Source organism: Streptomyces sp. NPDC003379 (assembly GCF_053589195.1).
This window is the reverse complement of sequence record NZ_JBSFRK010000012.1, coordinates 137,622-160,800: the sequence shown is the minus strand read 5'-3', so window position 1 is coordinate 160,800 and position 23,179 is coordinate 137,622. Positions and strand designations below refer to the sequence as shown.

General features: G+C 72.6%; 20 protein-coding genes and 1 pseudogene. 15 read left to right on the top strand and 6 right to left on the bottom strand.

Annotation, left to right across the window (positions count from 1 at the left end; genetic code table 11):
• Positions 1-108 precede the first annotated feature (108 nt).
• Entirely contained in the window at positions 109-1,305 is a 1,197-nt protein-coding gene (locus tag ACWDVB_RS14125; protein ID WP_451517899.1) for an acyl-CoA dehydrogenase family protein, read from the top strand.
• Positions 1,306-1,336: 31 nt separating this feature from the next.
• Here the strand turns inward: ACWDVB_RS14125 and ACWDVB_RS14120 are convergent, their stop codons facing one another.
• Complete coding sequence (locus ACWDVB_RS14120; protein WP_451517900.1) at positions 1,337-1,783, bottom strand: cell division protein SepF; 447 nt, start codon at positions 1,781-1,783, stop codon at positions 1,337-1,339.
• Positions 1,784-2,029: 246 nt separating this feature from the next.
• On the opposite strand from ACWDVB_RS14120, the pseudogene ACWDVB_RS14115 reads away from it, so the two are divergent.
• A pseudogene (locus ACWDVB_RS14115) lies at positions 2,030-2,275 on the top strand (hypothetical protein); the annotation flags it as partial.
• Here ACWDVB_RS14115 and ACWDVB_RS14110 read toward each other — a convergent pair.
• Positions 2,239-2,379, bottom strand: coding sequence for a hypothetical protein (locus tag ACWDVB_RS14110; RefSeq protein ID WP_451517914.1), 141 nt, complete (start codon positions 2,377-2,379; stop codon positions 2,239-2,241). The pseudogene ACWDVB_RS14115 and the gene ACWDVB_RS14110 overlap by 37 nt on opposite strands.
• A 190-nt stretch (positions 2,380-2,569) precedes the next feature.
• On the bottom strand, positions 2,570-3,475 hold the full coding sequence (locus tag ACWDVB_RS14105; protein ID WP_451517901.1) for a transporter substrate-binding domain-containing protein: 906 nt from the start codon (positions 3,473-3,475) through the stop codon (positions 2,570-2,572).
• Positions 3,476-4,024: 549 nt separating this feature from the next.
• Here ACWDVB_RS14105 and ACWDVB_RS14100 point away from each other — a divergent pair.
• The 8 genes from ACWDVB_RS14100 to ACWDVB_RS14065 all read left to right on the top strand — a co-directional run bounded on the left by ACWDVB_RS14100 (position 4,025) and on the right by ACWDVB_RS14065 (position 13,358).
• Positions 4,025-4,885: an amino acid ABC transporter permease gene (locus ACWDVB_RS14100; RefSeq protein WP_451517902.1), complete on the top strand. Its 861-nt coding sequence runs from the start codon at positions 4,025-4,027 to the stop codon at positions 4,883-4,885.
• Positions 4,882-6,627 carry an FAD/NAD(P)-binding protein gene (locus ACWDVB_RS14095; RefSeq protein WP_451517903.1) on the top strand — a complete coding sequence of 582 codons (1,746 nt, stop codon included), beginning with the start codon at positions 4,882-4,884 and terminating at the stop codon, positions 6,625-6,627. The genes ACWDVB_RS14100 and ACWDVB_RS14095 overlap by 4 nt, the downstream gene beginning before the upstream one ends.
• 59 nt (positions 6,628-6,686) lie before the next feature.
• Positions 6,687-7,769, top strand: a complete 1,083-nt coding sequence (locus tag ACWDVB_RS14090) for an LLM class flavin-dependent oxidoreductase (RefSeq protein ID WP_451517904.1) — start codon at positions 6,687-6,689, stop codon at positions 7,767-7,769.
• Positions 7,766-9,067, top strand: a complete 1,302-nt coding sequence (locus tag ACWDVB_RS14085; RefSeq protein ID WP_451517905.1) for an NtaA/DmoA family FMN-dependent monooxygenase — start codon at positions 7,766-7,768, stop codon at positions 9,065-9,067. The genes ACWDVB_RS14090 and ACWDVB_RS14085 overlap by 4 nt, the downstream gene beginning before the upstream one ends.
• Before the next feature lie 5 nt (positions 9,068-9,072).
• A complete protein-coding gene (locus ACWDVB_RS14080) occupies positions 9,073-9,900 on the top strand; it encodes a DUF1684 domain-containing protein (RefSeq protein ID WP_451517906.1) in 828 nt (275 codons plus the stop codon).
• A 199-nt stretch (positions 9,901-10,099) separates the two neighbouring features.
• The gene (locus ACWDVB_RS14075) at positions 10,100-11,005 is read left to right on the top strand and encodes a S1 family peptidase (protein ID WP_451517907.1); all 906 of its coding nucleotides are present in this window, start codon (positions 10,100-10,102) and stop codon (positions 11,003-11,005) included.
• 132 nt (positions 11,006-11,137) lie between these two features.
• Positions 11,138-11,974, top strand: a complete 837-nt coding sequence (locus tag ACWDVB_RS14070) for a slipin family protein (protein ID WP_451517913.1) — start codon at positions 11,138-11,140, stop codon at positions 11,972-11,974.
• A 301-nt stretch (positions 11,975-12,275) separates the two neighbouring features.
• Entirely contained in the window at positions 12,276-13,358 is a 1,083-nt protein-coding gene (locus tag ACWDVB_RS14065) for a S1 family peptidase (protein ID WP_451517908.1), read from the top strand.
• 111 nt (positions 13,359-13,469) lie between these two features.
• On the opposite strand, the gene ACWDVB_RS14060 is transcribed toward ACWDVB_RS14065, so the two are convergent.
• A complete protein-coding gene (locus ACWDVB_RS14060; protein ID WP_451516713.1) occupies positions 13,470-14,522 on the bottom strand; it encodes a DUF3533 domain-containing protein in 1,053 nt (350 codons plus the stop codon).
• A 174-nt stretch (positions 14,523-14,696) separates the two neighbouring features.
• Here ACWDVB_RS14060 and ACWDVB_RS14055 point away from each other — a divergent pair, with 174 nt between their 5' ends.
• Positions 14,697-18,155, top strand: coding sequence for a DNA polymerase III subunit alpha (locus tag ACWDVB_RS14055; protein WP_451516714.1), 3,459 nt, complete (start codon positions 14,697-14,699; stop codon positions 18,153-18,155).
• Between the two features lie 20 nt (positions 18,156-18,175).
• Positions 18,176-19,150: a DNA polymerase Y family protein gene (locus ACWDVB_RS14050; protein WP_451516813.1), complete on the top strand. Its 975-nt coding sequence runs from the start codon at positions 18,176-18,178 to the stop codon at positions 19,148-19,150.
• Positions 19,151-19,169: 19 nt separating this feature from the next.
• Here the strand turns inward: ACWDVB_RS14050 and ACWDVB_RS14045 are convergent, their stop codons facing one another.
• Together ACWDVB_RS14045 and ACWDVB_RS14040 are read right to left on the bottom strand one after the other, a co-directional pair.
• Positions 19,170-20,006, bottom strand: a complete 837-nt coding sequence (locus ACWDVB_RS14045) for an ABC transporter permease (RefSeq protein ID WP_451516715.1) — start codon at positions 20,004-20,006, stop codon at positions 19,170-19,172.
• Positions 20,003-20,914: an ABC transporter ATP-binding protein gene (locus tag ACWDVB_RS14040; RefSeq protein WP_451516716.1), complete on the bottom strand. Its 912-nt coding sequence runs from the start codon at positions 20,912-20,914 to the stop codon at positions 20,003-20,005. The genes ACWDVB_RS14045 and ACWDVB_RS14040 overlap by 4 nt, the downstream gene beginning before the upstream one ends.
• A gap of 206 nt (positions 20,915-21,120) precedes the next feature.
• Here ACWDVB_RS14040 and ACWDVB_RS14035 point away from each other — a divergent pair, with 206 nt between their 5' ends.
• The 3 genes from ACWDVB_RS14035 to ACWDVB_RS14025 are packed head-to-tail and all read left to right on the top strand — an operon-like array spanning position 21,121 to position 23,172.
• Positions 21,121-21,267, top strand: a complete 147-nt coding sequence (locus ACWDVB_RS14035) for a hypothetical protein (RefSeq protein WP_451516717.1) — start codon at positions 21,121-21,123, stop codon at positions 21,265-21,267.
• Positions 21,268-21,271: 4 nt separating this feature from the next.
• Positions 21,272-22,495 carry a sensor histidine kinase gene (locus tag ACWDVB_RS14030; protein WP_451516718.1) on the top strand — a complete coding sequence of 408 codons (1,224 nt, stop codon included), beginning with the start codon at positions 21,272-21,274 and terminating at the stop codon, positions 22,493-22,495.
• On the top strand, positions 22,492-23,172 hold the full coding sequence (locus ACWDVB_RS14025) for a response regulator (protein ID WP_451516719.1): 681 nt from the start codon (positions 22,492-22,494) through the stop codon (positions 23,170-23,172). Before ACWDVB_RS14030 ends, ACWDVB_RS14025 begins: the two co-directional genes overlap by 4 nt.
• The last annotated feature ends 7 nt before the right edge of the window (positions 23,173-23,179 follow it).

The window sequence follows — 23,179 nt, the reverse complement described above, 5'->3', positions numbered from 1 at the left end:
CGGAGTGGGGCGCGGATCCGCTCTCTGGACGTGCGGGACACTGCGTCGTAACGTCAGCGCGAGCCGTAGCTAACTACCAGTGCTAGTTTTGTGCCGCCGGAGGCCCGCATGTCCGCAAGCGCCCGCACCCCTCTGCCGCCCTTCGACCCCGCCGACCCTCTCGGCATCGACGACCTCCTCGACCCCGAGGACCTCGCGATCCGCGACACCGTCCGCTCCTGGGCCGCCGACCGGGTCCTGCCGCACATCGCCGACTGGTACGAGAAGGGCGAGCTGCCCGGCATCCGCGAGCTGGCCCGGGAGCTCGGCTCCCTCGGAGCGCTCGGCATGTCCCTTGAGGGCTACGGCTGCGCGGGCGCGAGCGCCGTCCAGTACGGGCTCGCCTGCCTGGAGCTGGAGGCCGCCGACTCCGGCATCCGCTCGCTGGTCTCCGTGCAGGGCTCCCTCGCCATGTACGCCATCCACCGCTTCGGCTCCGAGGAGCAGAAACAGCGGTGGCTGCCGGGGATGGCCGCGGGCGAGACCATCGGCTGCTTCGGCCTGACCGAGCCCGACCACGGCTCCGACCCGGGTTCCATGCGGACGTACGCGAAGAAGGACGGCGCCGACTGGCTGCTCAGCGGGCGCAAGATGTGGATCACGAACGGGTCGGTGGCCGGGGTCGCCGTCGTCTGGGCCCAGACCGACGAGGGGATCAGGGGGTTCGTCGTGCCGACGGACAGTCCCGGCTTCTCGGCGCCCGAGATCAGGCACAAGTGGTCGCTGCGGGCCAGCGTCACCAGTGAGCTGGTGATGGACGAGGTGCGGCTGCCCGCCGACGCCGCCCTGCCGGAGGTCGTCGGCCTCAAGGGACCGCTCAGCTGTCTGTCCCACGCGCGCTACGGCATCGTCTGGGGTGCGATGGGCGCCGCCCGCTCGTCGTTCGAGGCGGCGGTGGAGTACGCGAAGACCCGCGAGCAGTTCGGCCGGCCCATCGGCGGCTTCCAGCTCACCCAGGCCAAGCTCGCCGACATGGCGGTCGAGCTGCACAAGGGCATCCTGCTCGCCCACCACCTGGGACGGCGTCTGGACGCGGGCAGGCTCCGTCCCGAGCAGGTCAGTTTCGGCAAGCTCAACAACGTACGAGAGGCGATCGAGATTTGCCGCACGTCCAGGACGATCCTGGGCGCCAACGGGATCTCGCTGGAGTACCCCGTCATGCGGCACGCGACGAACCTGGAGTCGGTGCTCACCTACGAGGGCACCGTCGAGATGCACCAGCTGGTGCTGGGCAAGGCGCTCACCGGTCTCGATGCCTTCCGGTGACCCGGCCGGGCCGCGGTGAGCGGCCTTGCCCCTAACTCTGGTTGAAGAATCCGTCCGACGGGCGGCCGCCGGCCTCGCCGCTGACGATGTGCGTGTCGGCGGGGGTGAGCAGGAAGACCCGCGTCGCCACGCGCTCGATCGAACCGCGCAGACCGAAGGTGAGACCGGCCGCGAAGTCGACCACGCGCTTGGCGTCGGTGGGCTCCATGGACGTGAGGTTCATGATGACCGGGACGCCGTCCCGGAAGAGTTCCCCGATGTGGCGCGCGTCCCGGAAGCTGTCCGGAGTCACGGTCCCGATCCGGCGCTCCTGGTCCTCGGCCCTCTCGGCCGCCACCCGCGCGCGCGGGTCGGTGACCCAGGGCTCCGGCCGGGGCCCCTCGTCCCGGTCGTCTTCGTAGCCGTCGTCGTAGTAACGCTCGTCGTTGTTGTCGTCGACGAGGCCAAGCCAGGCACTCGCCTTGCGCACCGATCCCATGGACGCCTCCTCTCGCAGCGGTTTCCCTGCATCCGCACCCCTATGCTCGTCCATGATGCGGATGGTGCGCCAAGTGGATAGTCGCCGCGCGGGGTTTTCGTGACGGTACTGGTGCACAGTCAGCACGCCGACGCGCGCGGTACTTCAAGGCTCGTACTGTGTGCGTTCGCTGACGGACAGTGAAATATGATGGTTGACGGCGTATGGGTGACGGCGGGTACGTACGGGTGAACGGTGCTCGCTACGATGCCGGGGTTGATCAGCTTCGGGCCGCTCGGGGAAGTCGTCCTGTCCGGAATCGTCAGGTCCTGCAGCCATCGCCTCGGTGAGGGACTCAAGGCGCAGTGGATGGCGCACCTGTGCGGGCTCTGCCTCGCACTCCGTGGTGACCACGGGCAGTTCGCCCGCGTCGTCACCAACCACGACGGACTCATCATCCCCGTTCTGACGGAGGCTCAGGCCGAGCGGCCGACGGGCGGGCGGCGTACCGCAAGGTCCGTGACCATGTCGTCGACGGCAAGCCGGCCCACATGCTGCTCGCGCATGAGCTGCGCCGGTCGGTCGACCGTGCCTTCGGGAGCGCGTCCTGCGGGCACGGGGCACATGAGGTGACGAAACATCAGGGCGGTACGGAGGCGGGCCCGCGTTCGAGCCCCAGGTCCCGCAAGAAGCGGGAGAGCTGCTGAAACAACTGTGACTGCAACCGTGACTGCGGCTGCTGCGAGTGCTGCTCCTGCCGCGACTGCGGAGCCTGGACAGCCGTAGGTGACGTCTGGACGACGTCTGTCAGTCCTTGATCTCCGGCGGGGAGATCCGGGATGTGTCGATCGCCGAGCCCCGCGTGCCCCACTTCTTCAGGACGCGGTCGTACGTCCCGTCCTCGATGAGCCGGTTCACCGCCGCCCGGAACGCCGGCGCCGGCTTCGTGCCCTTCTTGAAGGCGAAGCCGACGTCGAGCCGGCGGTACTCGCCCAGGAACTTCAGGCCCTCCTGCTGCCACACGGCGTAGCGCAGACCGTTGATGGTGGACATGACCACGTCGGCGCGACCCTGCCGCAGGGCGGGCCAGACGGCGCCCGCCTCGGCGTACGTCTTCACGCTGTACGGCTCCTTGCCCGCCTCCTCGCAGACGTGCTTGTTGTCCTCCAGCGTGACCTCGAAGGTGGTGCCCGCGCCGGTCGCCACGTTCAGGCCGCACAGCTGCTCGAAGTCGGTGACCTTCTTCAGCTCGCTGTCCGCGCGGACGGCGAAGCCCTGGCCGTCGTACTTGCCGCTGCCCAGGGCGGGCAGGATCGCCTCGAAGCTCGCCGCCTCCCTCTTCAGCTCCAGCCCGAGGACCTTGGCGACGGCGTCGGCGAAGTCGATGTCCTGGCCGACGATCGTCCTGCCGTCCTCCAGATAGAGGGCCCCGGGCGGGGTGCCGCCGACGGAGGCGGCGACGCGGAGGGTGCCCCGCTTCCGTACGGCCGACGGCAGCAGTTCCGCCGCCGCCTCGTCCTTCTTGACCGAGGAGACCACGTCGGCGGTGGGGATCTCGGCGTTCTTTCCCGCGGGGGCCGCACCGCCCGCGGTACCGGCGGGGTCGCCGGAGCCGCAGGCGGTCAGCGCGAGGGTGGCGGCGGTGATCAGGGCGAAGGCCGCCGGGATGCGGAGGGAACGCGCGACGGGACGGGGACGCGGGGGCGTGCTCATGGCGTGACGGTCTCCAGCTCGGCAGGGCAGGGCAGGGCAGGGCTCGGCAGGGCAGGGTGAAGCGGACGTACGAGGGGAGGGGTGTCATCGCTCGCGGCAGGCGGCGGAGCGGTGAGGTTCGCGTGTGAAGGCGAGGGCGCCAACGGCGCGCGCTGACACGGGCGTTGAGGTGGAAGCGCTGGGAGCGCGGGGGCCGACCCGGGTGCGGCGGAGCGGGCTCAGCGTGTGCGGAGCGGGCTCGGGTGGTGCGTGGGGCGCAGGGGGCCGGCTCAGGAGGACATCAACAAGACGCCGACCACACTCGACCGAAGTCGATGTGGGAGCGCGTGACCAGCCACTGCTGCGGATGCATGGGGCAAGTGGAACAGGCATCCGTTTCCGCGTCAACTGCCGTGAGACGTCACGCTCACATCCTGGACAGCCTTGACAGCGCGCGTGAACCGCCCCGTAATCTCGGAGGCGGATCGTGCTGAGGGGCTCGGTCCGCGTTCCGTGTTCCGTGTGAAGGCGCCACCGTGTTCGATCTTCCGCATCCACGGAGCCTTCCGCATGTCTTCTTCCGGCACTGTCGCCAAAGTCGCGACCGCCCCTCCTCCCGAAGAACCGTCGGCGATCCCCGCCTTTACGCCGCGCATCGTGACCCGGCCCCGCGTCGGGCAGTGGACGGCCGCCGCGCTCGTCCTCGCGCTGCTCGCGCTCGCCGTCAACTCCGTCGCGCGCAATGAGGCGTTCCAGTGGGGCGTCGTCGCCGACTACTTCACCACGGCGTCCGTGCTGCGCGGCCTCGGGCTCACGCTCTGGCTGACCGCCGCCGTCATGGCGCTCGGCACGCTGCTCGCCATCGGCCGACTCTCCGCCAACCCCGTACTGAGAGCGGTGAGTTGGGGATACGTCTGGTTCTTCAGGTCGATGCCGATCCTCGTGCAGCTGCTCTTCTGGTTCAACATCGGGGCGCTGTACCCGCAGGTGTTCGGCGTCGCGACGGTGAATCTGCTCGGGCCCGTCACCATCGCCGTCATCGGGCTCACGCTGCACGAGGCCGCGTACGCCGCCGAAGTGGTGCGCGGCGGCATCCTCTCCGTCGACCCCGGACAGACCGAGGCCGCGCAGGCGCTCGGTCTCGGGCGGTGGCTCCGCCGGCGGCGGATCGTCCTGCCGCAGGCCATGCGGTCCATCGTGCCGTCCGCCGGAAACATGCTGATCGGCACGCTCAAGGGCACCTCGATCGTCAGCGTCATCGCGGTGCAGGACCTCCTCTACTCCGTGCAGCTCGTCTACCACCGCACCTACCAGGTCATCCCGCTGCTCATGGTCGCCACCATCTGGTACGTCGTGGTCACCTCGGTGCTCAGCGTCGGCCAGTACTACGTCGAGCGGCACTACGCCCGCGGCTCGGAGCGTGCCCGGTGAGGCACTCGCTGGTGATCGTCGGGGCCGGGCCGCGCGGCACCGGCATCCTGGAGCGCATCGCCGCCAACGCGCCCTCCCTGTACGGCGGTCCGGGGATCGACGTACACCTCGTAGACCCCTGCCCGCCGGGCGGCGGCCGCGTCTGGCGGCACGACCAGTCGCCGCTGCTGTGGATGAACTCGCAGGCCAAGGACGTCACGATGTTCACCGACGAGACGGTGGAGGTCGCGGGGCCCGTCCTGCCGGGCCCCTCCCTCGACGAGTGGTCGGGGCTGGACGGACGCACCTTCGTCAGCCGCCGCGAGCAGAGCCGGTATCTGCGCTGGGTGTACGAGAAGGCCGTGGCCGGGATGCCGCCCGGTGCCGTCGTCCACCACCACCGGCGCAGGGCGCTGCGCGTCACCGGGGAGCGCACGGGCCGCCAGGAGGTGTGGCTGGAGGGCGTCGACGCACCGCTCGCCGCCGACGCCGTCGTCCTCGCCCAGGGCCACCTGGACGCCGAACTCGACGACGAGCAGGCCGCGTTGGCGGCTCACGCCGAACGGAACGGGCTCGAGCACCTGCCGCCCGACTTCACCGCCGACACCGATCTCACGCGGCTCGCCCCCGGCGAACCCGTCATCGTGCGCGGCTTCGGGCTCGCCTTCGTCGACCTGATGGTGCTGCTCACCGAGGGGCGCGGCGGACGGTACGACGGGGAGCGGTACCTGCCCTCGGGGCGCGAGCCCGTGCTGTACGTCGGCTCGCGGCGCGGCGTCCCCTACCACTCCAAGATCGGCTACGACTGGACGGGCGAACGCCCGCCCCTGCCGCGCTACTTGGGGCCCGGCGAGATAGACGGACTCCTCGCCAGGGCCGGCGGGTTCGACTTCCGGCGGGACGTGTGGCCGCTCATCGAGAAGGAGCTCGGCTTCGCCCACTACCACCGCCTCTTCACCGCGCACCCCGAGCGCACCGGCACCGCCTGGACGGACTTCGACGAGAAGTACGAGGTCTGCGCGCCCGGCAGCCCGGAGCTGGACGCCCTCGTCGCCTCCGCCGTGCCCGACCCCGCCGACCGGCTCGACCTCACCGCGCTCGACCACCCGCTGGCCGGGGTGCGCCACACCTCGTACGAAGCGCTCCAGGACGGCCTGCGCGGCCACATCGCCGCCGACCTCGCACGCCGGCACGGTCCGGAGCACAGCCCCGACCTCGCGGTCTTCCTCGGACTCCTCTCCGTCTACGGGCAGCTGACGCGGCTCGGCGACATGGGGACGTGGTGGCACGGGTTCTTCAGCTCCCTCGCGTCCGGGCCACCGGGGCCCCGGCTGCGGCAGCTGCTCGCCCTCTCGCACGCAGGCGTGGTGCGCTTCCTCGGCGCGGGCCTCCAAGTGGCCGCCGAGGGCGGCGTGTTCCGCGCGCAGAGCCCCACGCTGCCGGGGCGGGTCACCGAGGCCCGCGCCCTCGTCGAGGCGCGGCTGCCGCAGCCCACGCTCGCCCGCACCCGCGACCCGCTGCTGCGCGCCCTGTACGCCGAAGGGGCCGCGGCGACCGGAGCGGGACTGCTCGCCGTCGACCCCGCCGACGGACGCGTCCTCGACCGCGCGGGCGTGCCGCACCCACGCCGCTTCGCGCTCGGCCCGCACACCGACGCGCGCGGCGCCGGGGCCTTCACCCGGCCACGCACCAACAGCCCCTCCTTCCGGCAGAACGACGCCACCGCGCGTGCCGTACTCGACCTCCTGGGAGCCGCGCGATGAACGCCAGGCCCTCCAGAAGCCGTCCAGCACCCGTTCCCAGAGAAAGGCCCCTCCGCCCGATGACCACCGCACCCACCGGCCGCGGCTCCCTCCACCTCGCCGCCGCCATCGACCTGCCCGGCGTCCACGGAGCCGCCCCCTACACCGAGCTGGCGCGGCTGGCCGAGCGCGGGGCCCTGGACTTCGTGACGCTCGGCGACTCCTTCGCCCGGTCCGGGCCCGACGCGCTCGCCGTGGCCGCCGGGGTCGCGCCCGGCACCGGCCGCGTCGGGCTCGTACCGACCGTCACGACCACGCACACCGAACCGTTCCACGTGCAGGCCGCCGTGGCCACGCTCGACTGGGTCAGCCGTGGCAGGGCCGGCTGGGCCATCGACGTGTCGGCGACCGAGGCCGAGGCCCGGCTCTTCGGGCGGCGCCACGCCGCGCCCCGCGAGGAGCTGTGGCGCGAGGCCGGCGAGGTCGCCGACGTGGCCGCCCGGCTGTGGGACAGCTGGGAGGACGACGCGGAGATACGGGACGTGCCGAGCGGCCGCTTCATCGACCGGGACAAGCTGCACCACGTCGACTTCGCCGGGAGCGCCTTCTCGGTGCGGGGCCCCTCCATCGTGCCGCGGCCGCCGCAGGGCCACCCCGTGAGAGTCGTCGACGCCACCGCCCCGCCCGCCCGTGAGACCGCCGCCCGGCATGCGGACGTCGCCCTGGTGCGCGCCTCCTCCGCCCTCCAGGCCGACGCCGCGCGGGCCGAACTGCGGGGACTCGCCGCCCGGTTCGGGCGCGACCCGGACACGCTGCGGGTGCTCGCCGCCCTCGTCGTCGACCTCGGCGGCGGCGAGTGCGCCGCCGAGCCGGGCCATGGGGGAGGGCCGCTGCCGACCGCCGAGGGCCCCGCGTACCGGGGCGGGCCCGTCGACCTGGCCGAGCTGATCGCCGACTGGCACCGCGCGGGCGCCGTCGACGGCTTCCACCTCACGCCCGTCGAGCCGCGCCGCGACCTGGAGCGGCTCGTCAACGGAACCGTCGCGCTGCTCCAGCACCGCGGCCTGTTCCGCACCTTCTATCCGGGCAGCACGCTCCGGGAACACCTGGGGCTCGCCCGCCCGGCCAACCGATACGCCGCGCTCGCGGGGGAGCCGTCATGACACAGCGACACCAGCGGATCCATCTCGCCGCCCACTTCCCGGGCGTCAACAGCACCACCGTCTGGTCCGACCCGCACTCCCGCTCCCACATCGACTTCTCCTCCTTCGCGCACCTGGCCCGCACGGCCGAGCGCGGCCTGTTCGACTTCTTCTTCCTCGCCGAAGGGCTGCGCCTGCGCGAGCACAAGGGCCGCATCCACGACCTGGACGTCGTCGGAAGGCCCGAGTCGCTCACCGTCCTGGCCGCGCTCGCCGCCGTCACCGAGCGGCTCGGCCTCGCGGGCACCGTCAACGCGACCTTCAACGAGCCCTTCGAACTGGCCCGCAGATTCGCCTCGCTCGACCACCTCAGCGCGGGCCGCGCGGCCTGGAACATCGTCACCACATCGGACGCCTTCACGGGCGAGAACTTCCGGCGCGGCGGCTACCTCGACCGGGCCGACCGGTACACCCGGGCCGCCGAGTTCCTGGCGACGGCGCGTGAGCTGTGGGACTCCTGGACGCCGCAGGGCCGGCCGCGGCCCTTCGTACACCACGGGGAGCACTTCGGAATCGAGGGCGAGTTCACCGTCCCGCGCTCCCCGCAGGGGCACCCCGTCGTGATCCAGGCGGGGGACTCGCCCGAGGGGCGGGAGTTCGCCGCGTCGGCCGCCGACGTGATCTTCACCCGGCACGGCACACTGGAGGCGGGCCGCGCCTTCTACGCCGATGTGAAGGGGCGGCTCGCGAAGTACGGGCGGGACGCCGACGACCTGTTGATCATGCCCGGGGTCACCTGCGTCCTCGGCGACACCGCGGCCGAGGCCCAGGAGAAGGCCGCCGAGATCCGCCGCAAGCAGGTCTCCCCGCAGAACGCGATCCTCGCCCTGGAGCAGGTGTGGGGCGTGGACCTCTCCTCGTACGACCCGGACGGGCCGCTGCCCGACATCGACCCGGACCCCACGTCCGACCTGGCCCAGGGCCGCGTGAAGATCGCCGACCCCCTCGCCGTCGCCGCGAAGTGGCGGGCCCTGTCGGAGGCCAAGGGGCTCTCCATCCGTCAGACCGTCATCGAGACCACCGCCCGCCAGTCCTTCATCGGCACGCCCCGGTCGGTCGCCGAGGAGCTGGTGGAATTCGTACGCACCGACGCCGCCGACGGCTTCATCCTCGTCCCGCACCTCACGCCCGGCGGCCTCGACGACTTCGTCGAGAAGGTGGTGCCCCTGCTCCAGGAGCGCGGCGCGTACCGCACGGAATACGAGGGCGCGACGCTGCGCTCCCACCTCGGGCTGCGCGAGCCCGTATGGAAGGGTTGACCACCATGAGCACCGAGAACGCCGAGCATGCCGAGGCCTCCGAGAACGCCGCCGCGGACGCCGTACGAGAGTGGAAGCACTGGCACGAACAGCGCACCGAGACGGTCGCCGCCCCCTACGGGCCGCTCGCTCTCACCGGCACGCACTGGCTCGCGGACCATCCGGATGGTTCGATCCCGGACATCCCGGGACGGTGGGCCGAGACCCCCGACGCGGTCGCCCTGACCGCCCGCGCCGAGGACGGTCTGACCGTCGACGGACAGCCCCTGACCGGCGAGGCCCGGCTGGGCGCCGACAGCGGCCCGGCCGCCGCCCGCGTCGCGCACGGCGAGCGCAGGCTCGTCGTCATCCGGCGCGAAGGGCTCTGGGCGGTACGCGACTTCGACCCGGACGCCGCCACGCGCCGCGCCTTCAAGGGCATCGAGGCCACCTCGTACGACGCGCGCTGGGCCGTGCCCGGACGCTTCACGCCGTACGGCGAGGACCGCACCGTCACGGTCGGCAACGCGGACGGCAAGGAGCGCGGCCTCGGCCTCGGCGGTGAGCTCTCCTTCCGCCTCGGGGGAACCGAGCACACCCTCCAGGTGAGCGTCGAGGCCGATGGCTCGCTCTGGGCCGTTTTCGCGGATGCCACCAGCGGCGCGTCCAGCTACCGCTTCCGGTTCCTGCGGCCCGCCGCGCCCGACGCCGAAGGGCGCACCACGGTCGACTTCAACCGCGCGCTGCTGCCCCCGTGCGCCTTCGCCGACCACTTCATCTGCCCCTTCCCGCCGCCCGGCAACACCCTGGTCACGGGGATCGCGGCGGGAGAGCGGAACCTCATCGACCGCTGACGCGGCGTCAGGGCGAGACGGAACGACGACCGGTCGACGGCCGAAAGGAGCCCTTGTGCGGCCGGTCCTCGCCCCCCAATACTCCCGAGCAGCGCTTGTCAGGGGCACGGCGTATCCGGAATCCGGGCCTGCTCTTTGGCTGCGCCTCACGGGTCCTCAACCCACGCGGACCCACTGACTTCCCTCGGGAGGGAACAACGTGAGGATCAAGCGCACCATCCCCCACGCCGGTACGGCGAGACGTACCCGTCTGCTCGCCGTGGCCACCGGGCTCGTCGCCGCCGGAGCGCTCGCCGTCCCCGCGGCCAGCGCGCAGGACGGCATGGCGACCTTCAGCGCCTCGCAGCTCGAACAGGCCAGTGACGCCGTGCTCGACGCCGATGTCGCGGGCACCGCCTGGGGCGTCGACCCGAAGACCAAGCAGGTCGTCGTCACCGCCGACAGCACGGTCTCCAAGGCCGAGATCGCCGAGATAAAGGCGGCCGCCGGGTCCAACGCGGACGCGCTGAAGATCCAGCGCACCCCGGGCAAGTTCCAGAAGTACATATCCGGCGGCGACGCCATCTACGCGAGCAACTGGCGCTGTTCGCTCGGCTTCAACGTGCGCAACAGCGCGGGCGCCTACTACTTCCTGACCGCCGGTCACTGCACCGACGGCGCGACGACGTGGTGGGCCAACGCGGCGAGGACCACCGTGCTCGGCACCACGTCGGGATCCAGCTTCCCGACGAACGACTACGGCATCGTGCGTTACACCAACGACTCGATCACGAAGTCCGGCACCGTGGGCAGCCAGGACATCACGCGCGCCGCCGACCCCACCGTCGGGCAGAACGTCACCCGGCGCGGCTCCACCACCGGCACGCACAGCGGCCGGGTCACCGCGCTGAACCAGACCGTCAACTACGGCGGCGGCGACGTCGTCTACGGCATGATCAGGACCACGGTCTGCGCCGAGCCCGGCGACAGCGGCGGCCCGCTGTACTCCGGCACCACGGCGCTCGGTCTGACCTCCGGCGGCAGCGGCAACTGCTCGTCCGGCGGTACGACCTTCTTCCAGCCGGTCACCGAGGCGCTGCGCGCGTACAGCGTCAGCGTCTACTGAGGACCGCGTACGCAAGTCACAGCAGGATGAGTCCCCGCCCGGCTTCCGGGCGGGGGCTCGCCCTCTTCCAGGGGGCCAGCTACCTTCGAAGTGGACGCTCAACACGCCCACTTCGGACCCTGGGGGGCCGGCATGGTCGAGGAGCTGGTGGCGGCGGGAGTGACCGCGGGATCTGTCGGAGCGGTCTATGTGCTGGCGGCGGCGCGCGTCGTCAAGCAGTACGAGCGGGGTGTGGTGCTGCGGCTCGGCAAGCTGCAGCGCGCGGTGCGCGGCCCGGGGTTCACCATGATCGTGCCTTTCGTGGACCGGCTCCGTAAGGTCAACATGCAGATCGTGACGATGCCGGTGCCCGCACAGGACGGCATCACGCGCGACAACGTCACGGTCCGGGTCGACGCGGTCATCTACTTCAAGGTCGTCGACGCCGCCGAGGCCGTCGTGCAGGTGGAGGACTACCGTTTCGCGGTCTCGCAGATGGCGCAGACGTCACTGCGCTCCATCATCGGCAAGAGCGACCTCGACGACCTGCTCTCCAACCGCGAAAAGCTGAACCAGGGCCTGGAGTTGATGATCGACAGCCCGGCCATCGGCTGGGGCGTGCAGATCGACCGGGTCGAGATCAAGGACGTATCGCTGCCCGAGACCATGAAGCGGTCGATGGCCCGGCAGGCCGAGGCCGACCGCGAGCGGCGGGCCCGCGTCATCAACGCCGACGCCGAACTGCAGGCGTCCAAGAAACTCGCCGAGGCCGCCCACGAGATGTCGGAGGAGCCCGCGGCGCTCCAACTGCGGCTGCTCCAGACCGTGGTGGCCGTCGCCGCCGAGAAGAACTCCACCCTCGTCCTGCCCTTCCCGGTGGAGCTGCTCCGCTTCCTGGAGCGGGCCCAGCAGGCCCTGCCACAGCAGTCACCCCCGCCCCAGCAACAGCCGTCCGCCCCCTCCGAAGGGGCGAGAACCGGACAGGACTAGTCCTCACAGGCTGACGACCACCCCTCAGCGCGCGGTGTTTGCAACGGGAACCCGGCGTGGTGCCAGGGGGCTCGCGATGACCAGGGGGCGCACAGGCGTTTCCGCGTGCGCGTCCTGAAGTCGACCTTGTGTGCGACCGCAAGGCGTCGGGATAGTGGACAAGTAAATTGGCATGGACGCGGTCACCTCGGCGCGGTGAACGCCGCAGCCCCAGTGTGTCCACTCCGTGCCGCGCACCACCTTACGACCCGTCAGAACCCCACTGCGACCGGGTCGTTCCCCCCACAGGAGGTCGTGAGTTTTGAAGCACCGACGCATACCCAAGCGGCGTGCCGCCGTGGCAGGCGCGGGCATCGCCGCGCTGGTCGCCACGGGCATCACCTTCCAGAGTGCGAACGCGAGCGAGAGCTCGCCCTCACCCACACCCGACACCCTCTCGGTGGCCAAGGCCGGAAAGCTCGCTTCGTCCCTGGGCGAGGACCTCGGCGCGGACGCCGCGGGCACGTACTACGACGCCGAGGCCAGGACCCTCGTCGTGAACGTGCTGAACGAGAGCGCGGCGGACGCCGTCGAGTCGGCGGGCGGCAAGGCCAGAATCGTCGAGAACTCCCTCGCGGAGCTGAAGAGCGCCCGCGCCACGCTGGACGACAAGGCGGCCGTGCCCGGCACCTCATGGGCGATGGACCCGGCCACCAACAAGGTCGTCGTCACGGCGGACCGCACGGTCAAGGGCGCGAAGCTCGACAAGGTCGAATCCGTCGTGAAGAGCCTCGGCGGCAAGGCCGAACTCAAGCACAGCAAGGGAGAGTTCAAGGCCCTCATCGCCGGCGGCGACGCGATCTGGGGCGGCGGCTCGCGCTGCTCGCTCGGCTTCAACGTCGTCAAGGGCGGCGAGCCGTACTTCCTGACGGCGGGCCACTGCGGCAACGCGGTCAAGAGCTGGTCCGACTCGCAGGGCGGCCAGGAGATCGGCGCCACGGAGGCGTCGAGCTTCCCGGGCGACGACTACGCCCTCGTGAAGTACACGGCCGACATCCCGCACCCGAGCGAGGTGAACCTCTACGACGGCGGCGCCCAGGCGATCACCAAGGCCGGGGACGCCACGGTCGGGCAGAAGGTGACGCGCAGCGGCAGCACCACCCAGGTCCACGACGGTGTGGTCACCGCGCTCGACGCCTCGGTGAACTACCAGGAGGGGACGGTCGAGGGTCTGATCCAGACCACGGTCTGCGCCGAACCCGGCGACAGCGGTGGCGCGCTCTTCGCGGGTGACACCGCGCTGGGTCTCACCTCGGGTGGCAGCGGTGACTGCTCCTCCGGCGGCGAGACGTTCTTCCAGCCGGTGCCGGAGGCGCTGAGCGCCTACGGCGCGGAAATCGGCTGAGGCTGAGGCTGAGGCTGCTGAGGCCAGTCTGCTGAGGCCGAGTCTGCCGGACGCATCGCGCCCCGCCCCCGCGAAAGACGCGGGGGCGGGGCTCTGCGTTCGGCGAGGCGCTCAGCGGGCGCCGAGGCCCCTGCCGTAGTTCGTGCCGCTGAGGTCGATCGAGCTGTGGGGTGTCTCGCGCCGCCGGGCGGACAGGGCGAGGGTGACGACGGTGCCGACGAGCGCCCAGGCGGCCAGGACGAGGAGCGGTCCGGTGATCGCGTTCCCCTCGAAGTACGCGATGGAGCGCGCCACCCAGGTGCCCGCGCCGGGCTGCAGCCAGGGCCCGATCGCCTTCCAGAAGTCCGGCAGCATCGGCAGCGGGAAGGCGCCGCCCGCGCTCGGGTTGCCCCCGATGACCACGATGAGGACGGCCAGGCCGATGCCCACGATGCCGGTGAGCGCCTGGAGGGCGAGTGTGATCGCGCCGACCCCGAAGACGACCAGCGCGCCCAGGCCCCACAGGCCCATGACGCTGCCGGGCAGGGCGCCGAGGATCGGCCCGATGATGACCGCGCCGCCGAGCCCGCCGACGATCGAGTAGAGCGCCATGGTGGCGAGCCTGATGACCGCGCGCGGCAGGTTGGCGGCCCGGGAGCCCGCGCTGATCGCCAGGATCGACGCGCACAGATAGCCGCCGACGCACCAGCCGACGACCAGGTAGAAGGACGAGAGCCCGTTGAAGTCGTGGCGCGAGGCCGGGGCCACGTCGACGGTCTTCACCGTGCGCTTCTCGGCCGCGTCGACTTCGGTGGCGAGCGTGGTGAGGGCCCTGGAGAGGGCGGTGCCGCCACCGGAGGCGACCAGCAGGGTGTCGGTCGTGCCGCGCGGATCGACGAGCAGGGCGCCGTCGATGTCCCGGTTCATGATCTGGCGGCGGGCGGTGGCCTCGTCCTTGAGGACGCGGGGGTCCAGCGGTTCACCGGGGAGCTTCTTCAGCCGGTCGGCGGTCTGCTGGGCGGCGGGGCCGGGGGCGACCACTCCGAAGGCCACGTCCTTCGGTTTCGGATCGTGCAGCGCGCCTACGTAGGAGGCGATGAACAGCAGCTGCAGGGCGAGTACGCCGATGACGAGCAGGGCTGCTCGCGGGGTGACGGCGCTCTTCAATTCGTCGGCGAACCTCATGCCCCCACGCTCCGGGGTGCCGGTCGTTTCCGCAGGTGGGACGGGCCGAACGGGCGACCTGAGGGGTCTACAGGGGTGGGCTCCGTACGCGTGTCGTACATGCGTTCGAAACTTGGTCTATGGTGGAGGCGGGGGATACGAGATCGGATCGGTTCAGGGTTACAGGAGGTGCGTGTGCCCGGCTTCACGCATCTGCACACCGCTTCCGGGTTCTCCCTGCGGTACGGCGCCTCGCACCCGGAGCGGCTCGCCGAGCGCGCCGCCGAGCGGGGCATGGACGCCCTCGCGCTCACCGACCGGGACACCCTCGCGGGCACCGTCCGGTTCGCCAAGGCCTGCGCGAAGGCGGGGGTACGGCCGCTCTTCGGCGCCGAGCTGGCGGTGGGGGAGCCCGCCCCGGCCAGGGGTGAGCGGCGCCGGGCCCCTGTGCGCGGCGGTGCCTTCATCGACGAGTCGACCCCGCGCGTGACCTACCTCGCCCGGGGCGGCGCCACCGGCTGGGCCACGCTCTGCCGTCTGGTCACCGCCGCGCACCGCGCCGCTGACGGGCAGCCCGTCCTGCCGTGGGAGGAGAACCACGGCGAGGGCCTGACCGTGCTGCTCGGCCCCGCCTCCGACGTGGGGCGCGCGCTCGCCGCCGGGCGCCCCGACCGGGCCGCACGCCTCCTGGCGCCCTGGCGCGAGCGGTACGGCGACGACCTGCGCCTGGAGTCCGTCTGGCACGGCCGCAAAGGCACCGGACCCGGCTCGCTCCGGCTGGCCGCGCGCACCGTCGGCTTCGCCGCCGAGCAGGGCGTACGACCCGTCCTGAGCAACGCCGTGCGCTACGCCGACGCCGGGCAGGGCCCCGTCGCCGACGTCCTGGACGCCGCGCGCCGCCTCGTCCCCGTCGACCCGACCAAGGAGCTGGACAGCGGCGAACGGTGGCTGAAGGACGCGGACGCCATGCTGCGCGCCGCCGAGCGGATCGTCGAGGCCGCGGGCTTCCGCCGCGACACCGCGCACCGCCTGATCGAACAGACCCGGGCGGCCGCCGCCGCGTGCCTGGTCGACCCCGAGGACGACCTCGGCATCGGCTCCGTGCACTTCCCCGAGCCGCGCCTGGTCGGCGCCGGACGGCGCACCGCGCAGCGCGTCCTCGCCTCGCGGGCGGCGGCGGGCATGGTGCTGCGCGGCTACGACTCCCGGCGTGCGTACTGGGAGCGGATGCACCACGAGCTGGACATCATCGCCCACCACGGCTTCGCCTCCTACTTCCTGACCGTCGCCCAGGTCGTCGACGACGTACGCGACCTGGGCGTCCGGGTCGCGGCGCGCGGCTCCGGCGCCGGCTCCCTCGTCAACCACCTCATCGGCATCGCGCACGCCGACCCCGTCGAGCACGGGCTGCTCATGGAGCGGTTCCTGTCCAAGCGGCGGCACGTGCTCCCGGACATCGACATCGACGTCGAGTCGGCCCGCCGCCTGGAGGTCTACCGCGCGATCATCGACCGCTTCGGCACCGAGCGCGTCGCCACGGTCGCCATGCCCGAGACCTACCGCGTACGACACGCCGTACGCGACGTCGGGGCGGCCCTGTCCATGGACCCGGCCGAGATCGACAAGATCGCCAAGGCCTTCCCGCACATCCGCGCGCGCGACGCCCGCGCGGCGATGGAGGAGCTGCCGGAACTGCGGGCGGTGGCCGAGGAGCTGGGCGGCCGCGACCGTCTGTGGGAACTGGTCGAGGCGCTGGACGCGCTGCCGCGCGGCGTCGCCATGCACCCGTGCGGGGTGCTGCTCTCCGACTCCTCGCTGCTCGCGCGCACGCCCGTCGTGCCCACCAGCGGCGAGGGCCTGCCCATGTCGCAGTTCGACAAGGAGGACGTCGAGGACCTCGGCCTGCTCAAACTGGACGTGCTCGGCGTGCGGATGCAGTCGGCGATGGCGCACGCGGTGACGGAGGTCGCGCGGGCCACGGGGGAGCGGGTCGACCTGGACGCGGTGCCGCCGGGCGACCCGGCGACGTACCGGCTCATCAAGTCCGCCGAGACGCTCGGCTGTTTCCAGATCGAGTCGCCGGGCCAGCGCGACCTGGTCGGGCGGCTCCAGCCCTCGACCTTCCACGACCTCGTGGTGGACATCTCCCTGTTCCGTCCGGGGCCGGTCGCCGCCGACATGGTGCGGCCCTTCATCGAGGCCAGGCACGGCCGCGCGCCCGTGCGCTTCCCGCACCCGGACCTCGCGGAGCCGCTGAAGGAGACGTACGGAGTCGTCGTCTTCCACGAGCAGATCATCCAGATCGTGGACATCATGACCGGCTGCGGGCGCGACGAGGCGGACCGGGTGCGGCGCGGGCTCTCCGACCCCGAGTCGCAGGGCCGCATCCGGTTCTGGTTCGCGCAGCACGCGGCGGCCAAGGGGTACGACGCCGGGACGATCGCCCGCACCTGGGAGATCATCGAGGCCTTCGGGTCGTACGGCTTCTGCAAGGCGCACGCCGTGGCCTTCGCCGTACCGACGTACCAGTCGGCGTGGCTGAAGGTCCACCACCCGGCCGCGTTCTACGCCGGGTTGCTCACCCACGACCCCGGCATGTACCCGAAGCGGCTGCTGCTCGCGGACGCGCGGCGGCGGGGGGTGCCGATCCTTCCGCTGGACGTGAACCGGTCGGCGGTCGCCCACCGTATCGAACTGGTGTCCGAGCCGCGGCCGGTGTGGGGTCTGCGGCTCGCCCTCTGTGACGTGCACGGCATCAGCGAGGCGGAAGCCGCGCGGATCGCGGACGGACAGCCGTACGCCTCCCTCGTCGACTTCTGGGAACGGGCCAGGCCCTCCAAACCGGTCGCCCAGCGGCTCGCGCAGGTCGGCGCGCTCGACGCGTTCGGCGCCAACCGCCGCGACCTGCAACTGCACCTGACCGAGCTGCGGCGCGGCACCCGGGGCGCAGCAGGGGGACAGCTCCCCCTGGCGGGCGGGCGGAAGACGGCGTCCGCCGGGCTGCCCGACCTCGACGACGCCGAGCGGCTCAGCGCCGAGCTGGGCGTCCTCGGCATGGACTCCTCGCGCCACCTCATGGGCGACCACGCCGACTTCCTCGCGGAGCTGGGCGCGCTCAGCGCCCGGCGGCTGCGGGAGGCCGAGCACGGCGCGACCGTCCTGGTCGCGGGCGCCAAGGCCGCCACGCAGACCCCGCCGATCCGCTCCGGCAAGCGGGTCATCTTCACGACCCTCGACGACGGTACGGGCCTGGTCGACCTGGCCTTCTTCGACGACGCGCACGAGCGGTGCGCGCACACCGTCTTCCACTCCTGGCTGCTGCTGGTGCGCGGCGTGGTGCAGCGCCGCGGGCCGCGCAGCTTCAGCGTGGTCGGCGCGGCGGCGTGGAACCTCGCGGAGCTGGTGGAGGTGCGCAAGGAGGGCGGTCTCGACGCGGTGGCGCTGCGCTTGGCGGAGCCGGAGCCGGAGTTTGCGTCTGAGCCTGCACCTGAGTCCGAGCCGGGTCCGGCCACGGACCCCGTGGCGGGCGGGCGGCGCATCCGCATGTCCACGGGGTACGAGATGCACCCCTGGGCGGATCTCCGCCCGGCGGGCGAGGGCGCCGCGGGCGGCGGCAGGAAGTTGTGGCACCAGAGTCCGGGGAGCGCGGGATGAGCAATGAGGTGAGCAATGAGGTGAACACCCTCTACGTACGCTTTCTGCTGACACCCATGTACGAGGCCGTCCTCCCGCAACTCGTCGCTCTGCTCGGTGAGTTCACCCCGCTGGTCGAGGCGCTGCCGCCCGACGCCGCGCTCGTGGACGTACGCGGCGCGCGGCGGTACTTCGGGCGGAGCGCCGTCGAGCTGGCCGCGCTGATCCGGGTGCGGGCGCTCGCGCTGTACGGCGTGGAGTGCGCGATCGGCGCCGGGCCCGGCCCGATGCTGGCGCGGATGGCCGCCCGCGGAGCCGTCCCGGGCGTGACGCGTGCCGTGCCCGAAGGGGCGGATGGCGTACGGGAGTTCCTCGCCGACCGGCCGGTCGGTGAACTGCCCGGCATCGGCCGCGCGACCGCCCGTACCCTCTGCGAGTACGGCCTCGACTCCCTCGGGAAGGTCGCCGCCGCGCCCCTGTCCACCCTGCAGCGGCTCGTCGGCGCCCGCGCGGGCCGCGAGCTGCGGGAGAAGGCGCGGGGCGTCGACCGCGCCCGGGTCGTGCCGAACTCCGCCGCGCGCTCCCTCGCCGTCGAACGCCCCTTCCCCCGCGACGAGCTGGACCCCTTCCGGCACCGCCGCGCCCTCCTGTCCGGCGCCGAGGAGCTGGGCGTCAGGATGCGCGGCGAGGACCAGGTGTGCCGCGCGCTGACCCTCACCGTGCGGTACGCGGACCGGAGTACGACCGTCCGGACCCGGTCCCTGCCCGAGCCGACCGCGCACTCCACCGCGCTGACCACGGCCGCGTACCGCATGTACGAAGCGCTCGGCCTCCAGCGCGCCCGGGTGCGCGCCGTCGCCCTGCGCGCCGAGGGGCTCGCGCCGGCCGAACACGCCACGCACCAGCTGACGTTCGACCCGGCGGACGAGAAGGCGCGCCGCATCGAGGAGGTGGCCGACCGGGCGCGGGAGAAGTTCGGGCCCGGGGCGATCGTGCCGGGGACGCTGGCGGCGTAACCCCCATACCTTCCTGACCTCACACATCCCTGCGGCGCACCACGACGACCGCCACCACCACCGCGACCAGCGGCCACGCGGCGAAGACCGTCCACGCCTCGGCGGGCGTCACCGGGTACTTCTCCGGGAGACCGGGCATCGCCGGGTTCTCCGCGAGGCGGCCCCACGCGGTGAGCGGCATCGCGTTGCCGATCTCCTTGACCCACCGGTACGTGTCGCCCTGGAAGAGCGCCGGAAGCAGCAGCAGCGTGCCCACTACGGCGACGATGCTGCCCGCGGCATGCCGGACGGCCGCCCCCAGCGCCATGCCGACCAGCGCGCACACCGGCGCGAGCAGCGCCGAGGCCACGACGGCCCGCAGCGCCCCGTCGTCGCCGATGGACAGGCCGCCCTCCTCCCGCAGCAGCGCCTGCGTCACGCCGAACGACACCCCCGCGACGACCGCGCCGAGCCCGCACAGCACCGCCGTGACCACGGCGATCTTCGCCGCGACCACCGCCCGGCGGTCCGGCACGGCCGTGAACGTCGTACGGATCAGGCCGCTGGTGTACTCGCCGATGACCGAGAGCGCGCCCACCGTGGCCGCGAGGACCATGAAGAGCTGCCAGGCCGGTTCGACGAAGGCGGTGTGCAGTGGGTCGAACCCGAAATGGGGTTCGAGGTCGGCCGGGGGCGGCGGCATGTCCGCGAGCCGGCGGGCGTTGGACCAGGCGGAGTTGGCGTTGATGCCGATGACGACGAGGGCGCCGCCGCCGAGCACCCAGTACGTCGAGCGCAGCGACCGGAGTTTGATCCACTCGGCGGCGAGGAGATCGGCAAAGCGGATCCGCTCAGGCGTATTCGTCTGCGTACTCATCGGGTCTCTCCGGCGTGGTGGTCGAGGTGGTCGGCGGTCAGTTCCATGAACGCCGCCTCCAAGGACGGGCCCGCGGTGCTGAGTTCGTGCAGGGGGAGCCGGTGGGCGCAGGCCAGTTCGCCGACGCGGGCCGGGGGCAGGCCGCTGACCGAGAGCAGTCCGTGGCCGTCCTGCTGGACCGCGGCGCCCTCGGCGGTCAGGACGGTGGTGAGTTCGGCGGCGCGGGGTGTCCGCACGGTCACGCCCGGCCGGGTGGAGCGGGCCGCGAACCGCGCCACGCTCTCCGCGGCGATCAGCTCGCCCCGGCCGATCACGATCAGCTGCTCGGCGGTGCTCTCCATCTCGCTCATCTGGTGACTGGAGACGAAGACCGTACGGCCCTCAGCGGCGAGGCGCCGAAAAAGACCCCGCACCCACAACACGCCCTCCGGGTCGAGGCCGTTGAGCGGCTCGTCGAAGAGGAGCACCGGAGGGTCGCCCAGCAGCGCGGCGGCGATGCCGAGCCGCTGCTTCATGCCGAGCGAGTAGCCGGACACGCGCCGCCGCGCGACCTCCGTGAGGCCCACCTCGCCGAGAGCTTCCTCGACCCGGCGGCGTGCGATGCCGTTGCTGCGGGCGAGCGCGGCGAGGTGGGCCAGGGCGCTGCGTCCGCCGTGCACGTCGCCCGCGTCGAGCAGGGCGCCGACGTGACGCAGCCCGCGCGGGCGGTCACGGAACGGCCGCCCCTCGATGGTGGCGCTTCCGCCGGTGGGCTCGACGAGGCCGAGGAGCATCCGCAACGTGGTGGTCTTGCCCGCGCCGTTCGGCCCGAGAAACCCGGTCACCCGCCCTGGACGCACCGTGAAACTCAGGCCGTTCACCGCGGTGGCGGCGCCGTAGCGTTTGGTCAGTTCGTCAATTTCGATCACGCGCTCCACGGTGTCGCGGACGGCCCGGCCGGGTCATCGGCCCGGCGACCACATCCGCGCGGGGGCGGGTAGCCTGTGGGCGTACGTCTCGGGGCCCATGCCAGGGCGGGACGGCGCGCTTACGATCGGGAAATGCACGCGACGCCGGACGCTCCCCGCCCACCGACTCCCCCCGGTCCACCGGACGCGGAGGACGCGGCGGCCACGTGGGCCTTGCCTTCCGCGGGCACCTTGTCCGGCTCGGCGGCCTTGCCGAGGCCGCGGACCGCGTCGCCGGGATCGGCGGCTTCGCCCGGTCCGATGCACTCGCCGAAGCCGCAGGTCGCGCCGCCGGGCTCGGTGGCTTCGCGTGATGCGGTGCTCTCGCCGAAGCCGCGAACCGCCCCGCCGAGACCAACGGCCTCGCTGCTCTCCGTGGCCCGGTGGCGGCTGTCGGGCGCGTGGCTCGTGCCGGTGGCCTGGGCGGCCGCGGTCGGTTACCCCTTCGCTCTGTACTTCGCGATGCTCGACGGGCGCAGTGGCTTCAGCGCGCTCACCGTCGTCCCGCTGATCGTCCTCACCGCGCTGCTCGGCGCGCTTCTGCGGACCAGGCCGCTGTCCGCGCTCGCGCTGCTGCTCGTCGGGTGGGCCGCCGCGCGTACGCAGATGCAGAATCCGGAGATCGCGTACTTCCAGGTCGTGCTCGGCGACCTCGCCGTCGGCTACATCGCCGCGATACGGCCGCGCCGCACCTCGGTGGTGGCGGCCGGCCTGGCGTTCGGCGCGCAGCTCGGCACCCATCTGTCCTCCTTCGGGCAGACCCCGGGACGGGCCGTCCAGCTCTCCGCGTTCCTCGCCCTCGCGACGTCCGCCGCCTGGCTCGCGGGCGACTCCGTACGGGAACGCCGCGCGCACGCGGAGGCGTTGAGCGCGCGGGCCGCCGAACAGGCGGTGACCGCCGAACGGCTGCGCATCGCCCGGGAGCTGCACGACATGATCGCGCACAGCATCGGCGTCATCGCCATCCAGGCGGGCGTGGGCAGCCGCGTCATCGACACCCAGCCCGCCGAGGCCCGCAACGCGCTCACCACCATCGAGGCCACCAGCAGGGAGACCCTCGCGGGCCTGCGCAGGACGCTCGTCGCGCTGCGGAGGCCCACGACGGGGCACGACGACACGCAGGCCGGGCACCTCCCAGCGCCCCTGGAGCCCGCGCCCGGCCTCGCCGACCTCGACCGCCTCGTCGCGTCGACGCTGGACGCCGGGGTCCGCGCCCAGGTCCTCCGGCACGGCGAGCCGCGGCCGCTGCCCGCCGACATCGACCTGGCCGCGTTCCGCGTCCTGCAAGAGGCGCTCACCAACGTCGTACGCCACGCGGGCACCGGCACATGCCGGGTGAGCGTCGGACACGGCGACGACGACGTGACGGTCGAGGTCGTCGACGACGGACAGGGCGGGCTGCCCGCCGGTGGCGGATACGGCATCGTCGGCATGCGCGAGCGCGTAAGCCTGCTGCACGGCGACTTCACCGCGGGACCGCGCCCCGAGGGCGGCTTCCGGGTCGTGGCCCGGCTGCCCGTGCCGGCGGAGGACGCCCGATGAGCGCAGGGACCGTCCGCGTGGTCCTCGCCGACGACCAGCCGCTGGTACGCGCGGGCCTGCGCGTGCTGATGGCCGACACCGCGGACATCGAGGTCGTGGGGGAGGCGGGCACGGGCGCCGAAGCGGTCCGGCTGGCCAGGGACGTACGCCCCGACGTCGTCGTCATGGACATCCGCATGCCGGGCATGGACGGCATCGAGGCCACCCGCCTGATCAAGGCGGACGCGGAGGGCGCGCGCGTCCTCGTCCTGACCACCTTCGACGACGACGAGTACGTCTACGGCGCGCTGCGGGCGGGCGCGAGCGGGTTCCTCGTCAAGGACATGGCCCTGGACGACATCCTCGCGGCCATCCGGGTGGTCGCCGCCGGCGACGGGCTGATCGCGCCGAGCGTGACGCGGCGCCTGATCGCGGAGTTCGCCGCCCGCCCGGAGCCGACCCCGCCGATCCTGCCGTCTCCGCCGCGCCCGCCGGACGGCGTCACCGATCGCGAGCGCGAGGTCCTCATCCTGGTCGGGCGCGGCCTGTCCAACAGCGAGATCGCCGCCGAGCTGTTCATCACGGTGGCGACGGTCAAGGCGCACGTGGCGCGGCTGTTCACCAAGCTCGACGCCAGGGACCGGGTCCAACTGGTCATCATCGCGTACGAGATGGGGCTCGCGGCGCCGCGACGGTGAGGGACGG